Raw genomic sequence first — 21,801 nt, forward strand, 5'->3', positions numbered from 1 at the left:
GCATTTTATCCGCTACGGAAACAATGGGCGCGACGGAATGACCAATCTCGGCGATCTCGAAATCTTCTCCCGCGTCATCTCCATGGGAAGTATGTCCGCAGCGGGGCGAGCATTGGGTCTATCCCCAGCCGTTGTTTCCAAGCGCGTGAAAAGACTGGAAGAACGCCTCGGCACCCGCCTCTTCCAGCGCACCACGCGCCAGATCTCGCTGACGGAGGCCGGACAGGGCTTCTACGAGCGTATCGTCGGCATTCTCGCCGGCATCGAGGAGGCGGAAGCCTTCGTATCCGGCCGGTCGGGCGCGGTGCGGGGCACGCTGCGTCTTTCCGCGCCGACATCCTTCGGCCGCCTCCATATTGCGCCGCATCTGAAGGGCTTCATGGATGCCTATCCGGAACTCATCGTCAATCTCGTGCTGACCGACGACTTCTCCGACATTGTCGGTGACGGTTTCGATCTGGCGATCCGCATCGGGGAACTCTCCGACTCCTCGCTGGTCGCCCGGCGGCTTGCACCGGTCCGGCGCGTGCTGTGTGCCTCCCCCGATTACATTGCCCGGCACGGCATGCCTGCGACACTTGCCGACCTCGCCGCCCATGTCTGCCTGCCGCCGCACACGCAGGATCTCTGGCGCCTTGAAGGACCGGAAGGCAGCGTCAGCTTCCGTCCGCAGGGACCGCTCTATACGAACTCCAGCGAAGTTGTCCGCGAGGCGGTGTTTTCCGGCATGGGGATCGCGCTGCGCTCAAGCTGGGATGTGGGACCGGCTCTGAAGGATGGCAGCCTCGTGCAGGTGCTGCCGCAATACGAAGGCTCGCGCAACGTGGTGCTGTCCGCCGTCTATCCCAGTCGGCAGTTCCTTCCGGTCAAGGTGCGGCTGTTCATCGATTATCTCGCCGAGCTTTATGGACCCGCGCCCTATTGGGAACATTGACGACAGGAGGAAGACATGGCCGGCAGACTGAGCATGCTCGCAATTGCCTGCGGGCTCGTGGCCTCCCCGGCGCTCGCCGCGTCGCTCGATCCGCTGCTCGAAGGCTTCGATGACGCTTGCGACTACAGCGACGGTCTCGCGGCGCTGCTTCAATCGAGCTACGCATTCGCCCGCACGGAAGGCGACATCGCCATTCCGGCCGGTTACGAGACGGTCTTTGGCCAGCCGACTGTCGCGCCCGTCGACGAATATCTGCACATCGCCCTGCCGGTGAACGGCGGCACCTGGCGCGGTGTACCGGTGCAGGAAATCGAGATCTTCATCACCGCGCTCGAAAGCGGCTTCAGCTCCCACGCCGTGATTTTTCCCGCAGGCGCGGCGAAGCAGGCGGAAGAGACCTTCAAGGCGCGGGGCGACGCAGCGCAGACAAAACTGACCGCGCAGGACGAGTCAGACCTGGGCTGGCAGACCGGCTTTTCCGTCGTCGATGGTGTGCCGCGCTATATGTGCGACCTATCCACCTGAACTGGGGCAATCGCCTCAGTGCTTGTCTTCTTCGGCATGCCGGTTGCGGATCGCGCGGACGAGAAGCCACATGCCAATGATGACGAAAGGCACCGCGATGCCGGTCGCCGTTTCCGGCTTCACCGGCACACCAAGCCCGTGCGCCGCCTTCGCGACATAGCCGAAGAGACCGACGACGTAATAGGAAATCGCCGCCACCGAGAGGCCCTCGACGGTCTGCTGCAGGCGAAGCTGCAACCGCGCGCGGCGATCCATGGAGTTCAGCAGCGAGGTATTGAGCTGTTCCAGTTCCACGTCGATCCAGCTGCGCAGCAGCGCGGTGGCGCGGGCGAGCTTGCGCGACAGGTTGGCCTGCCGCTCCTCGACGGACTGACAGGTCCGCATGGCCGGCGCCAGACGCCGCTCCAGGAAGAAGCCGAGCGTCTCGTAGCCGGGCACGGCGGTTTCGGCCAGCGTGCGGATGCGCTCCTGTACGATACCGTAATAGGCGCGGCTGGCGCCGAACCGGTAGAGGCTGAGCGCGGCATTCGCCTCCAGTTCCGCGGCAAGCCGAGTGATCTCGGAAAGTAGCGCGTCGGCCTTGTCGCGGGCGTGCTGCTTCATCGCATTGGTGATGCCCGTGAGCCCGTCCTCGATGCGACGGATTTCCGGGGATAGCGACTGGGCAAGCGGCAGGCCCATCATGGCGAGCGTTCGGTAGGTCTCGATATCGAGCAGGCGCTGCACAAGCGCGCCGCGCCCCGCTTCGGTCATGCCCTTGTCGATGACGAGGATCGGCGTCAGCCCGTCGCCGTTCTGGCGAAAATCCGTGACGATGACACCCTGGCCGTTCTTGATCTCGCTATAACAGAGACTGGTCGGGTCGAAGGTTGCTATCGCTGCCCGGCTTTCGGGCGAATCCGGCCGGATTTCAAGTCGGATGCCCGATATCAGCGTGCCAGGCGGTGAGAAGCTGTCGCCGAACGGATGGACGGGCACCTCGCCACCGAAGATCTCAGGCGCGGGCGCATCCCAGAAATAGGTGGAGAATTCGGTATGCCGCTCCCAGCGCAGCGTGCCCTGCCCCCAGCTCAGCGCGTGGTGGTTGGAATCGCGGCCGGGCGGCGACACACCGCGCGAGCGCGACAATTCACCCATAACGGCATGGTCGACGGCTGAGCCACCCTCGGTCAGGAACGCGAGCTGAAAAATGACGCGCGGCGACGGCACCAGCGCATATGGCCGTGCATGGATTTCTCCGAGAGCCTGCGCGCGCATTGTCGCCTGCGGAAAGGCGAAGCTGCCCTTTGCCATGTCTGCACCTTCCCCTCACGTGCAACAGATCTTTCTTAACAAATGTCAGGGCAACGGTGATGAGACGCATTGACGCAGGCCACGAACAGGGATTGGACAAGTTTGTTGACCAGTTTCCATGCAGGTTGGTACTATCGCGCCGTGACCGAAACCGCTTTCGACCTCTTTGCCCCCATCAGCCATGACCGCACCGCCGACGAGGTGGTCCGGCAGATCGAGCTTTTGCTGCTGGAAGGCGTGCTGCGCGACGGCGACCGGCTGCCGGGCGAGCGCGAGCTTTCCAAGCGCCTCGACATTTCCCGACCGATCCTGCGCGAGGCGCTGAAGGAGCTGGAAATCCGCGGCCTGCTCGTCAGCCAGCACGGCGGCGGCACCTATGTCGCCGATATCATAGGTCAGGTCTTCTCGCCGGCTGTCGTGGACCTCATCGCCCGTCACCAGCGCGCGACCGGCGACTACATCGAGTACCGGCGCGAGCTGGAAGGTATTACCGCCGAACTCGCCGCCCGCCGCGCGACGGACTACGACCGGCAGATGCTGACCCGCATCATGGAGGCGATGCGGGAGGCTCATGCCGGCGGCTCCTTTGATGCGGAACTCGAGACGGATGTCGAGTTGCACAACGCCATCGGCGAAGCCGCGCACAACATCGTGCTGCTGCACACGCTGCGCTCCTGCTACCGGTTGCTGGCGCAGGGGATCTTTTTCCACCGCCATCTCGTTTTCTCCTCGCAGGAAGCCCGCGAACACCTTCTCGCGCAGCACGAGGCGATCTACGCCGCCATCATGGCCCGTGACGGAAATGCGGCGCGAAATGCCGCTCAGGCGCATATGGACTATATTGCCGTCGCTATCCGCGAAGCCGAACGCAGCGGAGAATGGCAACGTATTTCCCAGCTGCGCATGCAAAAGCGCAATCTTCCCGCAAAAGCCTGACTTGCGCTGCAATCTGCGCGCAAGCAAGATATGTCACAAAGCGACTCAACACGCACGTCCCGACGAGAGGAATGAAAAAGACCTTGAACATTCTCAACCGCATTGCGAGCGACTTCCAACTCATGTTCCGCAGGCCCGTCCGGGAACAGTATGGCGCGCTGTGCTACCGGCTGAAGAAGAAACGTTCGGCGGTCGAAGTCCTCATCATCACCAGCCGCGACACCGGTCGCTGGGTCATTCCCAAGGGCTGGCCGATGGACGGCAAGAGCGCCGCCGCAGCAGCGGCGCGTGAGGCCTGGGAAGAGGCCGGCGTCAAGGGTGTGATCGCCGAGGAGGCGATCGGCGACTATCATTACATGAAGGGCCTGCCGGAAGGGCTGAAAGTCGATTGCCGGGTGCGCGTCTTCGCGCTGGCGGTGGACGACATCTGCAAGAACTTCCCGGAAAAGAACCAGCGACGCGCCGAATGGGTCGATTGTGCCGAAGCGGCAAACCGCGTTCAGGAGCCGGGCCTGAAGAAGCTCTTCCTCGCCTTCGAGCAGAAAATCCTCTCCGGGCTTCCCCCGATCGCGAAAAACGGCACGACCGGCGCCTGACACAGCCTCCGCCATATTGCCGCCTATGCCATGAGGCGTTACTGCCTCTCGGCAAAACTGGAGCAGCATGAATGGCCAATTCTCAAGTCCAGCTTCGCAAGCCGACGCTGGACAAGGACCTGGAAAAACTCACCCTCACCGAACAGGCAACGCACTTTGTGCTGCGCTCCTGGACGGGTGCGGGCATTTCACTGGTCTTCCTGCTCCTGACGATGGCCATCGCCAATACATTTGCCACCGGTACGCCCGGGGTTCTCGTCATCGCCGTCACGGCCGCGCTGGCCGCCTATATGGCGATGAACATCGGCGCGAACGATGTGACGAACAATGTGGGGGCCGCGGTGGGCGCCCGTGCGATAAGCATGGGCGGCGCTCTGGCGATTGCAGCCGTCTTCGAGATCGCGGGTGCGCTCCTGGCCGGTCGCGGCGTTGCCGAGACCGTCGCATCCGGCATCCTTGATCGCGCGAACTTCCCCAGCTCCGAGGTCTTTGCCTGGGCAATGATGGCCTCGCTCGTCTCGGCCGCGATCTGGATCAACATCGCGACACTCGCCAATGCACCGATCTCCACCACGCACGCCATCATCGGCGGTGTCATCGGTGCGGGTGCAGCGGCAAGCGGCCTGCACAGTGTTCAGTGGGAGGCGATGGGTCTCATCGTCATCAGCTGGACCGTCTCACCGATTCTGGGCGGCGTGATTGCAGCGCTGTTCCTGTTCTTTATCAAGGAAACGATCATCTACCGCGACGACAAGATCGCGGCGGCAAAGACCTGGGTCCCGGTTCTCGTCGCAATCATGGCTGGGGCTTTCTCCGCGTTTCTCGCTACCGGCGGCACCAATGGCTTCTATCATGTGCCATTCGGCAAAGCCCTGCTTGTCGGCCTGGCTGTGGGCGTGCTGACCTACTTTGTCACACGACCGATCGTGCGCCGGCATGCGGAAGGACTGGACAATCGCAACCAATCTCTGCGCACGCTGTTTCGTCTGCCGCTGATCTGTTCGGCGGCATTGCTGTCCTTTGCCCACGGGGCCAACGACGTGTCGAATGCGGTCGGTCCGCTTTACGGCGTCGTCGTGGCGTTGCGTGAAAGCAGTGGCTCGGCGAATGCCGGCATTCCGCTCTGGGTGATGGTCATCGGCGCCTTCGGCATCTCGCTTGGCCTTCTGCTTTTCGGTCCGCGCCTCATCCGTATCGTCGGCAGCGAGATCACCAAGCTCAATCCGATGCGCGCCTTCTGCGTGGCGTTGTCGTCGGCCGTGGCGGTGCTGACGGCATCGGCCTTCGCCATTCCCGTCTCCTCGACACATATCGCCGTTGGGGCGGTGTTCGGCGTCGGCCTGTTTCGTGAATGGTACACCCGCAATTCGAGGCGCCGTATCGAGTATATCCGCAGCCGCGGCAACGGCATCGCACCCGAGGAGCCGTCGGCCAATCCCGAAGAGACGCGCCGGCGCTATCTCGTGCGGCGCTCCCACTTCATGACGATCGTTTCGGCCTGGATCGTGACGCTGCCGATCTCGGCGATGCTGTCCGCCCTCGTCTTCCTCGCCCTCAACGCCGTGTTCAGCTGAGAGACCGACCATGCGCGCCAATTACCGGATGCAGCGCCTCTTCGTGGACGATGCGCTCGCGGCAGACCAGCCTTTCGAAGCCTCCAAGGATCACTTCCACTACCTGACGAACGTGCTGCGCATGGGCGAAGAGGGAGCGGTGCTGCTGTTCAACGGCCGGGACGGCGAATGGCGTGCTACCCTGTCCTTTCCCACCCGCAAGCGTCTCATGCTTACGCCGGTCGAACAGACGCGGGCGCAGCCCGCCCCTTCCGACCTGCAATACCTGTTCGCGCCGCTCAAGGTCGGGCGGCTGGACTACCTCGTGCAGAAGGCCGTGGAAATGGGCGCCGGCGTGCTACAGCCGGTGATGACCCAACACGTACAGGGCAAGATCACCAATCTCGAACGGCTTGAGGCGAACGCCGTGGAAGCCGCCGAGCAATGCGGCATCCTGGCCGTCCCGACCGTTGCCGCGCCCCGCAAGCTGGACGACCTGCTCTCAGACTGGTCGCGTGATCGTCGTATCATCTTCTGCGACGAAGGGCATGGCAGCCAGAACCCGTTGCCGGTGCTGCGCGATATCACGGAGCGCAAGCTGGCCCTGCTGGTGGGCCCTGAAGGCGGGTTTTCCGACGAGGAGCGCACGCTCCTGCGCGGGCTGGATTTCGTGACGCCCATTCCGCTCGGCCCGCGTATTCTGCGTGCCGATACCGCGGCCGTGGCGGCGATGGCCGTGATCCAGGCAGCCATCGGCGACTGGGAATGATTTTCCCCAAAAGTCGAATGGGTTTTTTTGAATCTGCCTTGAAAGGAATTTGCTTGCACCGCATTTAATTCCGGTTCAAGCACCCTCCCAAGGCCCTGCGGTTCTGCCGGGCATACCCGTTCAGAAGAAGACGCCCATGGCCCGTGACACCACCGACCAGACGCCGATCCGCAATGTCGCGGAAATGGCGGACTATCTCGCCGCCGGCAACAAGCCGAAGGAGAAGTTCCGCATCGGCACCGAGCACGAGAAATTCGTCTTCTTTACGGCCGACAACAGCCCAGTCCCCTACTTTGGCGATGCGAGCATTTCCGCACTGCTCAACGGCATGCAGGCCAAGACCGGCTGGGAGCCGATCATCGATGCCGGCAACATCATCGGCCTTGCGGAACCCTCGGGCATGGGTGCGATCTCGCTGGAACCGGGCGGCCAGTTCGAACTGTCGGGCGCGCCTCTCGAAAACCTGCACCAGACCTGCAAGGAATCCAACCAGCATCTCGCCACGCTGCGCGAGATCGCCGAGCCGCTCGGCATTCGCTTTCTCGGCATGGGCGGCAGCCCGAAATGGTCGTTTGCCGAAACGCCCCGCATGCCCAAAAGCCGCTACGACATCATGACGCGCTACATGCCGAAGGTCGGCAGCCAGGGCCTCGACATGATGTACCGCACCTGCACGATCCAGGTGAACCTCGATTTTTCCTCCGAAGCCGACATGCGCCGCAAGATGCAGGTGTCGCTGAAGCTGCAATCGCTCGCCACCGCGCTCTTCGCCTCCTCGCCCTTCACCGAGGGCAAGCCGAACGGGCTCTTGTCCTGGCGCGGCAATATCTGGCGCGACACGGACAACAACCGCGCCGGCCTCATTCCCTTCGCCTTCTCGCCGGATTTCGGCTTCGAGGATTACGTGGCGTGGGCGCTCGACGTGCCGATGTATTTCATCGTCCGCGATGGCAAATATCACGACTGCACACATGTCACCTTCCGCCAGTTCATGGCTGGTGCGCTGAAGGGCGAAGTCGCGGATTACGAGCCGAATTTCGGCGACTGGACGAACCATCTTTCCACGCTGTTCCCCGATGTGCGCCTCAAGCGCTTCCTGGAAATGCGCGGCGCCGATGGCGGCCCGTGGCGTCGCATCTGTGCGCTGCCCGCTTTCTGGGTGGGGCTTCTCTATGATGACGGCGCGCTCGACGCCGCCGAGGCGCTGACCCGCAACTGGACCTTCGAGGAAGTCTCCGCGCTGCGCGACACAGTGCCGGCGCAAGGGCTTCACGTCGAGTTTCGTGGCAAGCCGCTCTTCAATGTCGCCCGCGAGGTCCTCTCCATCGCCCGCCAGGGACTAGTCGCGCGCGCCCGCCTGAACAGCGATGGCGTCGACGAAAGCGTATTCCTTGCGCCGCTCGACGAAGTGCTGGCCAAGAAGGCGACACTCGCAGAAGACATGCTGGCGCTCTACAACGGCCGCTGGAACGGCTCGGTCGAACCGGTTTTCAGCGAATACCAATACTGACATCACGCCAGAAAGCGGTTTGCGCGGCGGAAATTCCCATTATACTGCAGGTGCATACACGCCTGTCAGGGGAAGGGTCTCGCCGATGCAATCGCTCTACGACATGATGATGCAGGCCCAGAACGGCAATGCCGTGGAGATCATGGCGCGGCAGTTCGGACTTGCGCAGGAGCAGGCGGCGAAAGCCGTCGCCGCCCTGATGCCGGCCTTTTCCGAGGGCTTCAAGCGCAATGCCGCCAACCCCTATGACATGGCCGCCTTCATGAAGGCGCTGACCACGGGCGAGCACGCCAAATATTTCGAGGATGTCTCCAAGGCCTTTACGCCGCAGGGCCTTGCCGAGGGCAACGGTATCCTCGGCCATCTCTTCGGCAACAAGGACGTGTCGCGCGCCATCGCCGCACAGGCCGCGCAGATGACCGGCATCGGCCAGGAAATCTACAAGCAGATGCTGCCCGTCATGGCCAGCACGCTGATGGGCGGCCTCTTCAAGCAATCCTTCGCCCCGTTTTTTCCCGGCGCGCAGACCGGCGGTCCATCCGCCAATCCCTTTGCCGACATGATGCAGCAGTGGGCAGAGGCCTCGGGCCTTGCGAAGAAGCCCGCGCCGGCCAACCCCTTCGACAATCCCTTCACGCAGGCCGCGCAGGAGTTCTTCGGCACGAAGAAGGAGGCGGCGGCCGCCAATCCCTTCACCGACAATCCTTTCGCGAAGGCCTTCCAGGACATGATGGCCGGCATGGCGGGTCAATCCGCGGCAGGCGAAAAACCGCAAGAACCGGAGGCCGCCCCCGCCGATGCGCTCAAGTCCCTCGTCGGCACGATGTTCGATACCGGGCTGGAAATGCAGAAGGACTACCAGCGCAACGTCGAGGCGATCTTCGAGACGATGCGCAACGGCATGGGCAGCGAGAGCAGCAAGGCCTGAACAGCGTAGAGTTGGCGAAGATGGAGCACGGCAGGTGCCGCCCCTCACCGACTTTCACGCATCGCCTGTAAACTCTACGCCGCAGCCCGCGTCCGGGCCGCATCTGTGGGCAGGTTGAAGCGTTCGACGATGGCGGCCAGAGCGCGCGTGTCGCCGGCCAGGCCGGACATGCCGGCCGCCGTCTCGGAAACCGCCTGACGGTTCTGTGCCGTGACCTGCTCCATCTCGTTCATCGAGCGGCTGATATCGCCGAGGCTGGATGACTGCTGGTTGGCCGCAGCGGCGATCGAATGGATATGATCGCTGATACGGGTGACCTGCTCGGCAATGCCCGAAAGGGCCGACCCGGCCTGCTGCACGAGATCCACGCCCTTGGCGACTTCGGTACCGGATTTGGTGATAAGCGCCTTGATGTCCTTCGCGGCATTGGCCGAGCGCTGGGCGAGTTCACGCACCTCCTGCGCCACGACGGCGAAACCCTTGCCGGCCTCGCCGGCGCGGGCTGCTTCCACGCCGGCATTGAGCGCCAGCAGGTTCGTCTGGAAGGCGATTTCGTCGATGACGTTGATGATGGAAGAGATTTCGCGCGATGCGCCCTCGATCCGCTCCATGGCGGCCACCGCGTCGGTGACGACGCCGCTCGAAAGATTCGTGCTGCGCTTGGCGTCCGTCGCCATGCGCGAAGCTTCGTCGGCGCGCTCGGTGGAATTGCGAATGGCCTCCATCATCTGGCCCACGGCGCCGGACGTGCGCTCCAGCGCCGCCACCTGGCTTTCGGTGCGCTCCGCAATGTCGCGGGCGGCGGCATCGACATGCACGACCTTGCTGTCGATCGAGCGGGCGCTGGAGGAGACGGCGGCAATGGTTTCCGCAAGGCGGCGGACGGACGTGTTGAAATCGGCGCGCAGCTCATCCAGTCCGTCCGCGAACGCGCGGTCGATGACGGTTGAGAGGTCGCCGGCCGACAGGCGCTCAAGCGCCGCCCCGAGCGTCGCGACCGCTTCCTGAACCTCGCGTTGCTGTGCGGCCTTGGCCGCTTCCTGCGCCGCCTGTTCGCGGGCGGAAGAGGCGCGCGCTTCGGCGGTAGACCGCTCGAGTGCGTCCTTTTCGAGCGCGGCCGTGCGGAAGACAGCGACGGAGCGGACCATGTCGCCGATCTCGTCGGCGCGGCCTTCCTTGGGCAGGTTGATCTGGGTGTTGCCGGCGGCAAGCGCCGTCATAGCCTTGACGAGCTGGTGGATGGGACGCGTCAGGGCGCGCGAGAAGATCGTGGCCGCAAGGATGGCAAGCGCGATGATGGCGGCGGTGACGCCGAGCACGATGAGCGTGCCGCGCATGAGGCCGGCGGTCGCTTCCGCCCGGCTGATCTTCGCCACGACGGACCATTCGGCACTGCCGAAGGAGAGCGGCGCGGTAGCGGCAAAGAGTTCGGTGCCGGCCGCATCGGTGATCGTGCCATGGGTTTCACTGCCGACGGGCAGGTTCGTCATGTCGAGACGCACCTTCAGTGCATCGTATTCGGGCGTGCGGGGGGCATCCGTAAGCACTGTGCCGTCAGCGCGAACGAGTACCGTTTCCCCTGTTTCGCCGAGGCCCTTGCTGTTGGCGAAGATCGTGTCGAGCTTGGCGTTGGGCACACGGATCGCCATGATGCCGAGCGTGCGGCCATTCATGGTGATGGGCGCTGCCAGAAACGCTGCCGGCGCGCCGCCGAGGGCCGCATATTCGGCGAAGTCGGAAAAGACGGCCGACCCCGGCTCCTTCAGCGCCATGGCCTGCGTGAAGGCTCTTGCGAGGCCGCTGTTCTTGAAGGGACCGTCAACGAGGTTTGTACCGAAATCCTCGGCCTTGGCCACAGAATAGAGCACGTTGCCCTTGGGGTCGATCATGTAGATATCCGCGTAGCCGAGCGATTCGAGATGCTTGCGGAAAGTCGCGTGATACTGCTTGTGCGAGCGGTCGAAATTATCCTTCTTGGCGGTATCGAGAAGATAGCGCTGGGAAGGCGGGTTCGGATTGTCGGTGATGTAGCGTTTGTGCAGTTCCTTCGAAGGCTCCGTGCCAAGCGCGCTCCACGCGCCGGCAAACCCGTAGAAGGCCTGCGTGGTCGGCATGGCGCTGGACATGCTGATGAGATCGAGCTTCATGCCTTCAAGATAGGCGCGGGCTTCATTGCGCCGGCCGTCCGCCGTCGCCTCCAGCTTCTGCATGACCTGGTCCGTCACCGTCTCGGCGCTGACGATGAGCGAGACCGCGCTTGCGGCGCCGATGGAAAGCAGCGTGAGCACGGCTGCGGCCAGGGGCAGTTTCCGGGAAATCCGCATGACGATCCGTCCAATAGAAAACGAGGCGGTGACCCGGTTCATCCGGAAGGCAGGCGGCATCATGCCCGTGGAGCGCTCCACGACTGCCGCGAAAACGCTACCCAAGTGTGGTTTACGTCAGGTAAAGCCAATTGCGGGCCGGCGGCATGAAAAAAGCCCGGCGCGAACCTTGGGAGTTGCACGCCGGGCAAGCAGCAGGGTTATTGGCTCTCACCCTGCGGGGAAGTCTGGCGGCGCCCTCGCGATAGTGGGCGTGCCCGGGAGAATCAGTCCGATCGACCGGCGCGCAGGTGACGGCGGGCGCGTTCGCGCGAGGCAAGCGTCAGATGAAGGCCGGCATCGGAGAAGAACGAAGCGGCCCGTACCGCACTCACATCGCTGCGGCGCAGCCCCATATCCAGGAGCTGGTGATCCTCGAGTTCGTTGAGCCGGTTGACCATGCGGCGATTGCGCCAGGCGCGGAAAAATCCGGATGCAACGGTACGGACACTTGCCACGAAGGTCGAGGCCGGACGGCGTGCTGCTCTCGTCTCTATTTCAAAATTACGGTCGATCATGCGCATGGCACTTCTCCTTTCCGGCGCAGCGTTCCATCGTCTTCGATGGGGTTTCGCAGGACGCCAATGATCGTTCGCCATCCGCAGGGATCGGACGGCGGTTCAGGGTCTCGGTCTCATCAGGAACGCCCGCGGGAGGTCGAAGCGAGCTGCATATCCTGCCGAACGAAGGCCCGGCGGACGGAGCAATCGTTCAACAATTGCTTTTTCGCAGAATCCCATTGATCAGTCCAACGAATGTTTCTAATAGTATCAATCAAACAATCTGATGAGTAAGACCCATGTCCGCTCCGCTCGACATTGACCAGTTGCAGACCTTCGTCTCGATTGCAGACACCGGCAGCTTCACACGCGCCGCCGAGCGGGTGTTCAAGACCCAGTCGGCCGTCTCCATGCAGATGCGTCGCCTCGAGGAGCGCATCGGCAAGCAGCTCTTCATGAAGGACGGCCGCGGCAACCGGCTGACGGCAGAGGGCGAGCGCCTGCTCAACTACGCCCGGCGCATGCTGCGCCTCAACAACGAGGCCATCGCCGCCTTCGACGACAACCGGCTCGAAGGCATGCTGCGCATCGGCACGCCGGACGACTATGCCGACCGCTACATGCCCGAGATCATCATGCGGTTCGCCAAGACGCATCCGAATGTCGAGCTCTACATCGTCTGCGAGCCCTCGGTGGATCTGGCCGAGAAGATGGCGAAGGGCGAACTCGATATCGCGCTCGTCACCCACAACCCGCGCCAGCGCCACTCCGATGTCGTGCGGACAGAGCCGCTCTGCTGGGTCATGTCGGCGAACCATCCGCTGCCGGAAAACGCACCAGTGCCGCTAGCCGTGGGCCGGCGCGACTGCCAGTGGCGGCAGATCGCCTGCGGGGCGCTGGATTCGGTGGGGCGTGATTATCAGGTCCTGTTCACGAGCTGGTCTTCGACTGTCGTCGCCGCCGCCGTCATGGCCGGCATGGCGGTGTCCGTTCTGCCGGAATCGGCATTGCGACCCGGCATGAAGGTGCTGACGCAGGCCGACGGCTTTCCGTCTCTGGCGCCGGTCCAGATCGGCATCATGCGCCGGCCGGGCCTGTCGCCGTCTCTTTCCAACGCCATTACCAGCCATATTACCGCCTGCCTCGACAACATCACGCCGCTGGCGGCTGCCGACGACCTCACGGATGCCGAAGTCAAAGTGTTTCCGCGCCTTCCGCGGCATCGGCCGGGGCAGATCCTGCCCGGATGGTAACGCAGCTCCCGCTTGACGGCGCCCCTCTCGTCAAGAACGGGCCGACCGGTGTAACAATCCGGCTGGCCCGCAACGACGAGGCGGAAACGCTCTGCCAGATCGAACGGTCGGCCGCGCAGGCCTTCCGGCTGATCGAGGCTTTCTCATGGCTGTCGGTCGGCGATGTGCAGAGTGCTGAAACGCATCGCAGGCTCACCGCCGCCGGCACCAACTGGGTGGCGGCGGACGGCAGCGGCCGACCGCTCGGCTTCCTGAGCGCAGAAGTCGCCGACGAGGACCTTCATATCTGCGAGATATCGGTGAGCCATCTCCACCAGGGGTTCGGCCTTGGCCGCAAGCTGATCGAACACGCTATCGAAAATGCCGCCGCGCGCGGCCTCGAGGCGGTGACGCTCACGACCTTTCGCACCATTCCGTGGAACTGCCCGTTCTACGAGCGGCTCGGCTTCCGCATTCTGGAGGATGGCGAATTCTCCCCGCGCCTGACTGACCTCATGGACCGCGAGGATGCCGACGGGCTTTCGCGCGACACGCGATGCGCGATGCGGCTGGATGTGAACGCCTGAAAATGCGGCGCCGTTACCGGCGCCGCCTGTGTCAGGTGAAGGCGAGCCAGACTCCGAGCCAGGCCCAGAGAGCCATCAGCACGAAAAAACCGGCAATGAACAGCGGCCGACGATAGCGCAGGCGGTTGTTCGTGACATGCACCCAGGCATGGGCATAGCGCAGGACCACGAAGAGCCAGCCGCCGGCAACCGTCACCGGATTGTCGGCATCGACCAGGTAGAGAAGAATGCTGACCGCGTAAAAGAGGACAGGCAACTCGAACTGGTTGGCGATGGCATTCCTGACGGTGAGGCTTTCGGCCGGCTCTTCCCGGTTCTCGCGGAACTGCTCTGCTCGGGCCGTACCGCTGCGGACAGCCCGTATGCGCCGCGCGGAAAGCAGGAAATACAATGCGAAGACGAGCGCGACATGCGCGATCATCGGCCAGATCGTGGCTTCCGTGGGAGACATGAAAATCCTTCGGCTTGTCGTTTCGTCCCGCGTTCATAGGCGGTTATGGCCAAGGCCTCAACCCGCAGCGGCCGATCCGACAAGCCGAAGGCATCGTCTTACTGGGGTGTCAGGATTTCCGAACCGGACCCGTCCTTGCCGCTGATCGTCCAGGCGCCTTCGAGCGAACCGTCGGCCTTCACCTGGTAGACGATGAGCCCGACCGCGTCTTCCAACACATAGGCGGCGGCAAATGCGTTGTCGTAGAGCATACAGATGCCGTTCGAAGTGACGGCACCGGTGTTCCATTCGATGGCGCAGGTCGTCTCGCTCGTCAGCGTGATCGTTGCCGTGCCATTATAAGCCGAACCATCGAGGTTCGTGCCCTCGACATTGTAGGTGCCGGCATTGACGGTCTGCGCTTGGACGGGCGCAACCAGCGCAAGCCCGAAAAGCACGCCAGCCAGAATAGTTTTCATGATGTCCCCCGGATAACGGCGAAATTGCCGCTATTTCACTCTATGCACATACTCGCAGGAACGAAATGGGAGAGCGGGCGTCCAAACACGAAAATGCCCGGCAAAGCCGGGCATTTTATTCTGTCACCTGAGCGGGCGGGATCAGACGGCGCCCGGGTAGTTCGGGCTTTCGCGGGTGATCGTCACGTCATGCGCGTGGCTTTCGCGCAGGCCCGCACCCGAGATGCGCACGAAGGTCGCGCGCTCCTGATATTCCTTCAGGTCTTTGCCGCCGACATAGCCCATGGAAGCCTTCAGGCCACCGGCGAGCTGGTGCAATACGCCCGAGACCGGGCCCTTGTAGGGCACCTGGCCTTCGATGCCCTCGGGCACCAGCTTCAGCGTATCGCGCACTTCCGCCTGGAAGTAGCGGTCCGCCGAGCCGCGCGCCATGGCGCCGACCGAGCCCATGCCGCGATAAGCCTTGAAGGAGCGGCCCTGGTAAAGGAACACTTCGCCCGGGCTTTCATCCGTGCCGGCCAGCAGCGAGCCGACCATGACGGCGGAGGCGCCGGCGGCGATAGCCTTGGCAAGGTCGCCGGAGAACTTGATGCCGCCATCGGCAATGACCGGGATACCGGCTGCCTGCGCGGCCTCGACCGAGGACATGATGGCCGCGAGCTGCGGTACGCCGACGCCGGCGACGATGCGCGTGGTGCAGATCGAGCCCGGGCCGATACCGACCTTGACGGCATCCGCGCCGACATCGATCAGCGCCTTGGTACCGTCGGCGGTCGCGACATTGCCGGCCATGATGCGTACGGAATTGGAGAGCTTCTTGACGCGGCCAACGGCGTCGAGAACGCGCTGCGAGTGGCCGTGGGCGGTATCGACGACGATGAGGTCGATGCCGGCATCGATCAGCCGCTCGGCGCGTTCGAAGCCATCATCGCCGACGGAAATGGCGGCGGCGGCGCGCAGGCGGCCCTGCGAGTCCTTCGAGGCATTCGGGTTGAGCTGCGACTTTTCCATGTCCTTGACGGTGATGAGGCCGACGCAGCGGCCATCGCCATCGATCACAAGCAGCTTCTCGATGCGATGGCGGTGCAGGAGGCGCTTGGCTTCCTGCTGGTCGACCGTTTCCTTGACCGTGATGAGGTTTTCACGGGTCATCAGCTCGTAGATCTTCTGTGCCGGATCGGAAGCGAAGCGCACGTCGCGGTTCGTCAGGATGCCGACGAGGCGTCCGGCCTTGCCGTTGCCGCCGTTCTCGACGACCGGGATGCCGGAAATGCCGTGCGTCTTCATCAGCGAAAGCGCCTCGGCCAGCGTGGCATCTGGGCCGATCGTGACCGGATTGACGACCATTCCGCTTTCAAACTTCTTGACCTGGCGGACTTCCTCGGCCTGCTCGGCAGGCGTGAGGTTGCGGTGGATGACACCGAGGCCACCGGCCTGCGCCATGGCAATTGCGAGACGGCTTTCCGTGACGGTATCCATCGCGGAGGAGAGGATGGGCAGGTTGAGATCGAAATCGTGGGCAATGCGGGTGGCGATGTTCGTCTGACCCGGCATGACCTCGGAGTGACCGGGTTGCAGGAGAACGTCGTCGAAGGTCAGGGCTTCGAGACCGGTTGCCGTTTCAATGATGCGCGCCATGGGCCAAGTTCCTTCAGGGTAAAGCTTACGCACCAAGGTGAACATTGGGAGTTGTCCGCCTCGGTCGCTTGCAAGAAATTCTTGGAAGTTGGCGAGGGCTGGTAACACGTTCATGACGGATTGCAAATAGCAAAATGCCCGGAATCGCTTCCGGGCACTGCGCGCATCCCGAAGGTGTCGCTCAGATGTCGAACTGGTAGCTCGCCGGTACGAAGCGATAGCCCTCGCCCGCAGTCTCCACGAAGCCAACCGCCGGAAACGGCATGTGATAGCCGATGAAGGGAAGCCGGTCGGTCGCGATCATATCGAAGACCTTCTTGCGGGTCGCGGCCGCTGCCGCCTTGTCCATGTCGAAGCGGACCTCCCAGGTCGGCCGCTGCAACGAAAGCACATAATGATTGGCCGTATCGGCGGTGAGCATCAGCGCCTTGCCCTCCGATTCCACGCGGAAGATCATGTGGCCCGGCGAATGGCCGAAGGCATCGAGGCCGGTGATCCCGGGCACGACCTCGCCCTCGTTTTCGATGAAGGTGAGCTTTTCGGCCAGAGGCTGCACCTTCGCGAGCACGCCCTGATGGCCCTGTTCGGCCGGCGTACCCATCCGCTCCGGATTGACCCAGAAATCGTATTCGGTGCGGCCCGTGACATAACGCGCATTGGGGAATGCCGGCTTGCCGCCCTCCAGAAGCCCGCCGATATGGTCGCCGTGCATATGGGTGATGACGACCACCGACACCTGATCGGGCGTGTAGCCAGCATATTTCAGGCCCTCCATAAGGCGGCCCATGCCGGCCTCGCGCCCGCCCTCGCCCATGCCGGTGTCGAAGAGCACCACCTCGGAGCCGGTATCCACCAGCGCCGGGGTGAAGCTGTTGACGAAGCTGTCGGCGGGCAGGAAGTTTTCGGTGAGCAGCTTGCCGACCGAGTCGGCGGACTGATCGGTGCCGAAGGTCTCATTGGGTGCGCCCGAGGAACGTATCCCGTCGCGCACCGTCAGGATACGGAAGCTGCCGAGCTTGAGGCTGCGCGCCTGGAGCGGACTCACACGCATGTCGGTCGCCTCTTCTGCGGTCTGGGTCTGCGCGATTGCAGCTGCCCGGCCGAGCAGTACGGGCGCGGCAAGCGTACCCACACCTGCGGCCAGGAAAAGCGTCCGGCGCGAGATGGTCGAAGGATTTCCCATGGTTGTTCCTCTTTCATGCATGAAGGGGCTGGGCAAGAATGCCATGGCGTAAACTAGGGCGCTCACACATTGCGGTCCCGTCCTATCACGCGCTTGTGATGCCCAAACGCCGCAGCTCACAGTTTGACAGAACGCAGTACGAGGCGCAGATATTGCCGAATGTTTCGGCTTGCAGCTGCATATGCCAAGCCGCAGCCCTGCCCTCCGGGTCCGCCCGGGACCTCGCACGCGACATGCCGATGAACCGTATCGTTCCGCTTATCCTTGCCGTCGCGCTTTTCATGGAGCAGATGGATTCCACCGTCATCTCCACCTCGCTGCCGGCCATCGCCGCCGATCTCGGCGTGGGGCCGATCACGCTCAAGCTCGCGCTCACCGCCTATATGGTGTCGCTTGCGACCTTCATTCCCCTGAGCGGGTGGATGGCGGACCGGTTCGGGGCCAAGCGAGTCTTCCGTCTGGCGATCCTGGTGTTCGTTGCAGGCTCCATCTTCTGCGCGATGTCCGGCAGCCTGCTGTCCTTCGTGGTCGCGCGCTTCCTTCAGGGCATGGGCGGGGCGATGATGACGCCGGTGGCGCGCCTCGTTCTGGTGCGCAGCACATCGCGCTCCGAACTGGTGTCGGCTATGGCGCTGCTCACCATCCCCGCGCTGGTGGGGCCGCTTGCCGGCCCGCCGCTCGGCGGCTTCATCACCACCTATTTCACCTGGCACTGGATCTTCCTGATCAACCTGCCGGTCGGCATCGTCGGCTATGTGCTTTCGGGCATCTATCTGCCGGAGACCGAGGCGACACCGCCGCCGCCGCTCGACTGGATCGGCTTCCTGCTCAGCGCCGTCGCGGCATCCGGCACGATCTTCGGCCTTTCCGTGGTCAGCCTGCCCGCCCTGCCGCCCGTCATCGGCATCGCCGCCACCATCGCCGGCATCGTCTGCGGCGTGCTCTATGTGCGCCATGCGCGCCATCATCCCGCGCCGTTGCTCGACCTCAGGCTCTTCCGCGATAGCGCGTTTCGCGCCGCCGCCATTGGGGGTACGCTGTTTCGCATCTCCGTCGGTGCCGTGCCCTTCCTCATGCCGCTGATGCTGCAGGTGGGTTTCGGGCTCACGCCCTTCGAATCCGGCCTCGTCACCTTCACCGGCGCGATCGGCGCGATCACAACGAAGTTCATGGCAAAGCGCGTACTGACCTATGCCGGCTTCCGCACCACGCTCATCGTCGCCAGCATCTGCGGCGCGGCGCTGACCTTCGCCAACGGCCTGTTCACACCGGCCACCCCGTTCTGGTTCATGGCGGGTGTGCTGCTGGTGGCGGGCCTCGCGCGCTCGCTGTTCTTCACCAGCGTCAATGCGCTCTCCTTCGCCGACATCGCCGATGCGGACGCGAGCAAGGCCACGTCGATGAGCGCGGTCATCCAGCAGATCAGCCTCGCCATGGGCGTGGCGGTAGCCGGCGCCATTCTGGAAATAGAGACGACACTCACCGGCTCGCCGCTCGAACTTGGCGACTTCCAGATTGCCTTCATGATCATTGCCGGGCTGACGCTGCTGGCGGTCCTGCCCTTTATCTCCATGGCGAAGAATGCCGGCGAATCGGTTTCAGGCCACAAGCTGAAGGCGGCGGAAGAGGAAACGGTTGGCGTGAAGTAGGCCGCTCAGACAGGCTTTTCGCAGACGGCAACGAGCTTGTTGCCGTCAGGATCGCGCACGAAGGCCGCATAGAAGCTGGCATGGAACGGCCGAAGGCCCGGTGCGCCCTCGTCCACGCCGCCCTGAGCAAGCGCCGCCGCATGGAAGGCATCCACCGAGGCCCGGTCCGGCGCCTCGAATGCGATTGTGGCGCCGTTGCCATAGGTTGCCGGTTCACGGTTGAACGGCTCCACCACCCAGAAGCGGCAGCGCACATCGCCATCAGCCGCATAGCCGATCTCGCCCGGTGCCTGCTTCTGCCTGCCATAGCCGATGAGCGGCAGGATGGCATCGTAGAAGCGGCCGGCCCGCTCAAGATCGTTCGTGCCGACGGTGGTGTAGAGCAGCATCAGGCGTCCGCTTCGGCCGCATCGGTTGTTTCGGACGCCTTGCGGCCCTTGAAGCCCTTGGCGAGCAGGAACATCTCCACCGATTCGGCGCGGGAAGCCCCAGGCTTTACATGGATAACCTGCCGGAAATTCTGCTTGAGCATGTTGAGCAGGTCGCGCTCCGTGCCACCCTGGAACGTCTTGGCGAGGAAGTGACCGCCCTCTGCCAGCACCTCAACGGCGAAATAGGCGGCGACTTCGCAAAGATGCATGGTGCGCAGATGGTCCGTCTGGCGGTGGCCGGTTGTCGGGGCCGCCATGTCCGATATGACGAGGTTCGGCGTGCCGCCGACCGCCTCGATAAGCTGCCGCGGGGCATCGGGATCGAGAAAGTCCATTTGCAGGATGCGCACGCCCGGCAGCGGGTCCATCTCCAGGAAGTCGATGGCGGCGACGCGCGGATCGGCATCGGTGGAATTCGTCACCTTGGCGGCGATCTGCGACCAGCTGCCAGGCGCAGCGCCAAGGTCGATGATGCGCCGGGCGCCACCGAGAATGTTGTGCTTTTCGTCGATCTCCAGCAGCTTGAAGGCCGCGCGGGCGCGATAACCCTCCAGCTTGGCGCGCTGCACATAGGGATCGTTGATATGGCGCTCCAGCCAGCGCCGCGAAGAGGCTTTCAGTTTGCCCTTCTTGACCTTCTGGCCGATCTTTCGGCCGATAGGGGGCTTTGTCATGATGCCTGTCCTTCGGGCTTTGCCGGATTGCGCGGGCCGGCGCGGTGATTGCGGCGGTGGCGGCCGCGGCGCCACACGCCGTCGTCGGCCATCATGTCGGTGAGCAGGCCTTCCCGCAAGCCGCGGTCGGCCACGCGCATGCGCCGCGACGGCCAACGCTTGCGGATCGCCTCAAGGATCGCGCAGCCCGCGAGAACGAGATCGGCCCTGTCGGGCCCGATGCAGGGATTGGCGGCGCGCGCGTTGAAATCCCAGGACAGCAGCCGCGCCTGCATGGCAGAGACCTCGTCGTCCGAGAGCCAAACGCCATCCACACGGCGGCGATCGTAACGCGGCAGGTCGAGATGCACGCCGGCCAGCGTCGTTACGGTGCCCGAGGTGCCGATGAGATGGAAATCCTCCGGCGCATGCACGATATCGCCGGGGCAATCGAAATTCGCCAGCATGCCCTCGACCTCCGAGACCATGCCCTGGAAGCTTTCCGGCGTCACGTCCCGCCCGCCATGACGCTCGGAGAGCGTGACGACACCGACGGGCAGCGAGGTCCAGTGGGTGATGTGGTTGGCAAGCCGGCTCGACCGGTTGTCGCCGATGCGGATGACGGCGATTTCCGACGAACCGCCGCCGATATCGAAGAGCACGACGGACTTCGCCTCACGCCCGACGAGCGACGAGCAGCCCGACACCGCAAGCCGCGCTTCGGTCTCGCGGTTGATGATTTCAAGATCGAGGCCGGTTTCTTCCTTCACCCGGACGAGGAAGGCCTCGCCGTTTTCGGCCGAACGGCATGCTTCGGTGGCGATGAGGCGCGCGCGGCGGATGTTGCGGCTCTTCAGCTTGGCGGCGCAGACCTTGAGCGCCTCGACGGAGCGATCCATCGCCTCTTCGGAAAGCCGGCCGCTCGCTCCGAGCCCCTCCCCGAGCCGCACGATGCGCGAGAAGGCATCGACGACGCGGAACTGCCCGGGCCGCGTGGGCTGGGCAATGAGAAGCCGGCAATTGTTGGTGCCGAGGTCGAGGGCCGCATAAAGCGGCATCTCGAAGCCGTCACGCTCGCCGCCACGGGTTGCAAAAGCCGTATCGCGCCGCGGCTCGTGCGTGGTGGCAGGGCGTTGCTCGATGAAGGCTTGCGCGGCCGGCTGCGCGACGGCGCTATCGGAAACGGGCTGAGAGACGCGCGCAGACGCCTTCTTTCCACGGTTCTTGCGACGGTTTCGCCGGCCCTCGGCATGGCGCTGGTCGGGATCCGGCGATTCGCTCTGTCCTACCGGGACAAGCGGGCGCACATTTGCGCCGCCGGCGACCTTACCGTGCCTGCGGCGCTTGTTGCGGCGCGCATTGCTGCTGCCATTGGGGGCGGACTGGGGGCGCTCAGCGGATCCGGTCGAACCGTCCACCTGGCCTGCGGACAGGGAAGCGACAGAGGGAGCTGTCGCGCCCTTCTGCTTTCCCTTTCGACGGCGCGACCGCTTCGGTCGCCCCGCTTCTCCCGCAACTCGCGCCCCGGAAACGGACGGCTTTTCGCCGCTGTCGGGGTCGTTCACGTTACTGCCTATGGCGCCGCGCAAAGCCTTGAAGCTGCAAGCAGGCG

Annotated in this window: 21 protein-coding genes; 11 read left to right on the top strand and 10 right to left on the bottom strand. The window is 64.0% G+C overall.

What is annotated here, in order from left to right:
* Positions 1 to 37 precede the first annotated feature (37 nt).
* Both MKI86_RS20830 and MKI86_RS20835 read left to right on the top strand, forming a co-directional pair.
* A complete protein-coding gene (locus MKI86_RS20830) occupies positions 38 to 934 on the top strand; it encodes a LysR family transcriptional regulator (RefSeq protein WP_241604911.1) in 897 nt (298 codons plus the stop codon).
* 15 nt (positions 935 to 949) lie between these two features.
* A complete protein-coding gene (locus tag MKI86_RS20835; RefSeq protein ID WP_241604913.1) occupies positions 950 to 1,459 on the top strand; it encodes a hypothetical protein in 510 nt (169 codons plus the stop codon).
* A 15-nt stretch (positions 1,460 to 1,474) separates the two neighbouring features.
* Here the strand turns inward: MKI86_RS20835 and MKI86_RS20840 are convergent, their stop codons facing one another.
* Complete coding sequence (locus MKI86_RS20840) at positions 1,475 to 2,752, bottom strand: DUF3422 family protein (protein WP_241604915.1); 1,278 nt, start codon at positions 2,750 to 2,752, stop codon at positions 1,475 to 1,477.
* Positions 2,753 to 2,893: 141 nt separating this feature from the next.
* Here MKI86_RS20840 and MKI86_RS20845 point away from each other — a divergent pair, with 141 nt between their 5' ends.
* From MKI86_RS20845 to MKI86_RS20870, 6 genes are all read left to right on the top strand, one after another.
* Positions 2,894 to 3,688: a FadR/GntR family transcriptional regulator gene (locus tag MKI86_RS20845; RefSeq protein ID WP_241605031.1), complete on the top strand. Its 795-nt coding sequence runs from the start codon at positions 2,894 to 2,896 to the stop codon at positions 3,686 to 3,688.
* Positions 3,689 to 3,771: 83 nt separating this feature from the next.
* On the top strand, positions 3,772 to 4,284 hold the full coding sequence (locus MKI86_RS20850; RefSeq protein WP_241605033.1) for an NUDIX hydrolase: 513 nt from the start codon (positions 3,772 to 3,774) through the stop codon (positions 4,282 to 4,284).
* A gap of 71 nt (positions 4,285 to 4,355) precedes the next feature.
* Entirely contained in the window at positions 4,356 to 5,858 is a 1,503-nt protein-coding gene (locus MKI86_RS20855; protein WP_241604917.1) for an inorganic phosphate transporter, read from the top strand.
* A 10-nt stretch (positions 5,859 to 5,868) separates the two neighbouring features.
* Entirely contained in the window at positions 5,869 to 6,606 is a 738-nt protein-coding gene (locus tag MKI86_RS20860; RefSeq protein WP_241604919.1) for a 16S rRNA (uracil(1498)-N(3))-methyltransferase, read from the top strand.
* A 136-nt stretch (positions 6,607 to 6,742) separates the two neighbouring features.
* Positions 6,743 to 8,116: a glutamate--cysteine ligase gene (locus tag MKI86_RS20865; RefSeq protein ID WP_241604921.1), complete on the top strand. Its 1,374-nt coding sequence runs from the start codon at positions 6,743 to 6,745 to the stop codon at positions 8,114 to 8,116.
* Between the two features lie 85 nt (positions 8,117 to 8,201).
* The gene (locus tag MKI86_RS20870; RefSeq protein WP_241604923.1) at positions 8,202 to 9,044 is read left to right on the top strand and encodes a DUF937 domain-containing protein; all 843 of its coding nucleotides are present in this window, start codon (positions 8,202 to 8,204) and stop codon (positions 9,042 to 9,044) included.
* A 74-nt stretch (positions 9,045 to 9,118) separates the two neighbouring features.
* Here the strand turns inward: MKI86_RS20870 and MKI86_RS20875 are convergent, their stop codons facing one another.
* Both MKI86_RS20875 and MKI86_RS20880 read right to left on the bottom strand, forming a co-directional pair.
* Positions 9,119 to 11,368 (bottom strand): methyl-accepting chemotaxis protein, encoded by a 2,250-nt coding sequence (locus MKI86_RS20875; protein ID WP_241604925.1) that lies wholly within the window; start codon positions 11,366 to 11,368, stop codon positions 9,119 to 9,121.
* A 266-nt stretch (positions 11,369 to 11,634) separates the two neighbouring features.
* Positions 11,635 to 11,931 (bottom strand): YjiS-like domain-containing protein, encoded by a 297-nt coding sequence (locus MKI86_RS20880; protein ID WP_241604926.1) that lies wholly within the window; start codon positions 11,929 to 11,931, stop codon positions 11,635 to 11,637.
* 275 nt (positions 11,932 to 12,206) lie between these two features.
* On the opposite strand from MKI86_RS20880, the gene MKI86_RS20885 reads away from it, so the two are divergent.
* Positions 12,207 to 13,160 (top strand): LysR substrate-binding domain-containing protein, encoded by a 954-nt coding sequence (locus MKI86_RS20885; protein WP_241604929.1) that lies wholly within the window; start codon positions 12,207 to 12,209, stop codon positions 13,158 to 13,160.
* Positions 13,154 to 13,726 (top strand): GNAT family N-acetyltransferase, encoded by a 573-nt coding sequence (locus tag MKI86_RS20890; protein ID WP_241604931.1) that lies wholly within the window; start codon positions 13,154 to 13,156, stop codon positions 13,724 to 13,726. The genes MKI86_RS20885 and MKI86_RS20890 overlap by 7 nt, the downstream gene beginning before the upstream one ends.
* A 31-nt stretch (positions 13,727 to 13,757) precedes the next feature.
* Here the strand turns inward: MKI86_RS20890 and MKI86_RS20895 are convergent, their stop codons facing one another.
* The 4 genes from MKI86_RS20895 to MKI86_RS20910 all read right to left on the bottom strand — a co-directional run bounded on the left by MKI86_RS20895 (position 13,758) and on the right by MKI86_RS20910 (position 17,456).
* Positions 13,758 to 14,177: an MAPEG family protein gene (locus MKI86_RS20895; protein WP_241604933.1), complete on the bottom strand. Its 420-nt coding sequence runs from the start codon at positions 14,175 to 14,177 to the stop codon at positions 13,758 to 13,760.
* Between the two features lie 98 nt (positions 14,178 to 14,275).
* Positions 14,276 to 14,635: a hypothetical protein gene (locus tag MKI86_RS20900; RefSeq protein WP_370880031.1), complete on the bottom strand. Its 360-nt coding sequence runs from the start codon at positions 14,633 to 14,635 to the stop codon at positions 14,276 to 14,278.
* 141 nt (positions 14,636 to 14,776) lie between these two features.
* On the bottom strand, positions 14,777 to 16,273 hold the full coding sequence (gene guaB / locus MKI86_RS20905) for an IMP dehydrogenase (protein WP_241604935.1): 1,497 nt from the start codon (positions 16,271 to 16,273) through the stop codon (positions 14,777 to 14,779).
* 181 nt (positions 16,274 to 16,454) lie between these two features.
* Positions 16,455 to 17,456 carry an MBL fold metallo-hydrolase gene (locus MKI86_RS20910; protein ID WP_241604937.1) on the bottom strand — a complete coding sequence of 334 codons (1,002 nt, stop codon included), beginning with the start codon at positions 17,454 to 17,456 and terminating at the stop codon, positions 16,455 to 16,457.
* Positions 17,457 to 17,695: 239 nt separating this feature from the next.
* Between MKI86_RS20910 and MKI86_RS20915 the strand changes: the two genes are divergently transcribed.
* The gene (locus tag MKI86_RS20915) at positions 17,696 to 19,105 is read left to right on the top strand and encodes a DHA2 family efflux MFS transporter permease subunit (protein ID WP_241604940.1); all 1,410 of its coding nucleotides are present in this window, start codon (positions 17,696 to 17,698) and stop codon (positions 19,103 to 19,105) included.
* A 5-nt stretch (positions 19,106 to 19,110) separates the two neighbouring features.
* On the opposite strand, the gene MKI86_RS20920 is transcribed toward MKI86_RS20915, so the two are convergent.
* Genes MKI86_RS20920 through MKI86_RS20930 form a run of 3 tightly spaced genes read right to left on the bottom strand, consistent with a single transcriptional unit; the run spans position 19,111 to position 21,754 of the window.
* Complete coding sequence (locus tag MKI86_RS20920; RefSeq protein ID WP_241604941.1) at positions 19,111 to 19,494, bottom strand: VOC family protein; 384 nt, start codon at positions 19,492 to 19,494, stop codon at positions 19,111 to 19,113.
* Entirely contained in the window at positions 19,494 to 20,210 is a 717-nt protein-coding gene (locus tag MKI86_RS20925; protein ID WP_241604943.1) for an RlmE family RNA methyltransferase, read from the bottom strand. The genes MKI86_RS20920 and MKI86_RS20925 overlap by 1 nt, the downstream gene beginning before the upstream one ends.
* Complete coding sequence (locus tag MKI86_RS20930; RefSeq protein WP_241604945.1) at positions 20,207 to 21,754, bottom strand: Ppx/GppA phosphatase family protein; 1,548 nt, start codon at positions 21,752 to 21,754, stop codon at positions 20,207 to 20,209. Before MKI86_RS20930 ends, MKI86_RS20925 begins: the two co-directional genes overlap by 4 nt.
* Positions 21,755 to 21,801 lie beyond the last annotated feature (47 nt).

The sequence above is a fragment of the Shinella sedimenti genome (genome assembly GCF_022601905.1).
GTDB classification, from domain to species: domain Bacteria; phylum Pseudomonadota; class Alphaproteobacteria; order Rhizobiales; family Rhizobiaceae; genus Shinella; species Shinella sedimenti.

Excerpts from the sequence above, each read along its gene's own strand:
- MKI86_RS20830 (WP_241604911.1), top strand. The coding sequence starts at position 38 with ATGACCAATCTCGGCGATCTCGAAATCTTCTCCCGCGTCATCTCCATG.
- MKI86_RS20835 (WP_241604913.1), top strand. The coding sequence starts at position 950 with ATGGCCGGCAGACTGAGCATGCTCGCAATTGCCTGCGGGCTCGTGGCC.
- MKI86_RS20840 (WP_241604915.1), bottom strand. The coding sequence starts at position 2,752 with ATGGCAAAGGGCAGCTTCGCCTTTCCGCAGGCGACAATGCGCGCGCAG.
- MKI86_RS20855 (WP_241604917.1), top strand. The coding sequence starts at position 4,356 with ATGGCCAATTCTCAAGTCCAGCTTCGCAAGCCGACGCTGGACAAGGAC.
- MKI86_RS20860 (WP_241604919.1), top strand. The coding sequence starts at position 5,869 with ATGCGCGCCAATTACCGGATGCAGCGCCTCTTCGTGGACGATGCGCTC.
- MKI86_RS20865 (WP_241604921.1), top strand. The coding sequence starts at position 6,743 with ATGGCCCGTGACACCACCGACCAGACGCCGATCCGCAATGTCGCGGAA.
- MKI86_RS20870 (WP_241604923.1), top strand. The coding sequence starts at position 8,202 with ATGCAATCGCTCTACGACATGATGATGCAGGCCCAGAACGGCAATGCC.
- MKI86_RS20875 (WP_241604925.1), bottom strand. The coding sequence starts at position 11,368 with ATGCGGATTTCCCGGAAACTGCCCCTGGCCGCAGCCGTGCTCACGCTG.
- MKI86_RS20880 (WP_241604926.1), bottom strand. The coding sequence starts at position 11,931 with ATGCGCATGATCGACCGTAATTTTGAAATAGAGACGAGAGCAGCACGC.
- MKI86_RS20885 (WP_241604929.1), top strand. The coding sequence starts at position 12,207 with ATGTCCGCTCCGCTCGACATTGACCAGTTGCAGACCTTCGTCTCGATT.
- MKI86_RS20890 (WP_241604931.1), top strand. The coding sequence starts at position 13,154 with ATGGTAACGCAGCTCCCGCTTGACGGCGCCCCTCTCGTCAAGAACGGG.
- MKI86_RS20895 (WP_241604933.1), bottom strand. The coding sequence starts at position 14,177 with ATGTCTCCCACGGAAGCCACGATCTGGCCGATGATCGCGCATGTCGCG.
- MKI86_RS20900 (WP_370880031.1), bottom strand. The coding sequence starts at position 14,635 with ATGAAAACTATTCTGGCTGGCGTGCTTTTCGGGCTTGCGCTGGTTGCG.
- guaB (WP_241604935.1), bottom strand. The coding sequence starts at position 16,273 with ATGGCGCGCATCATTGAAACGGCAACCGGTCTCGAAGCCCTGACCTTC.
- MKI86_RS20910 (WP_241604937.1), bottom strand. The coding sequence starts at position 17,456 with ATGGGAAATCCTTCGACCATCTCGCGCCGGACGCTTTTCCTGGCCGCA.
- MKI86_RS20915 (WP_241604940.1), top strand. The coding sequence starts at position 17,696 with ATGAACCGTATCGTTCCGCTTATCCTTGCCGTCGCGCTTTTCATGGAG.
- MKI86_RS20920 (WP_241604941.1), bottom strand. The coding sequence starts at position 19,494 with ATGCTGCTCTACACCACCGTCGGCACGAACGATCTTGAGCGGGCCGGC.
- MKI86_RS20925 (WP_241604943.1), bottom strand. The coding sequence starts at position 20,210 with ATGACAAAGCCCCCTATCGGCCGAAAGATCGGCCAGAAGGTCAAGAAG.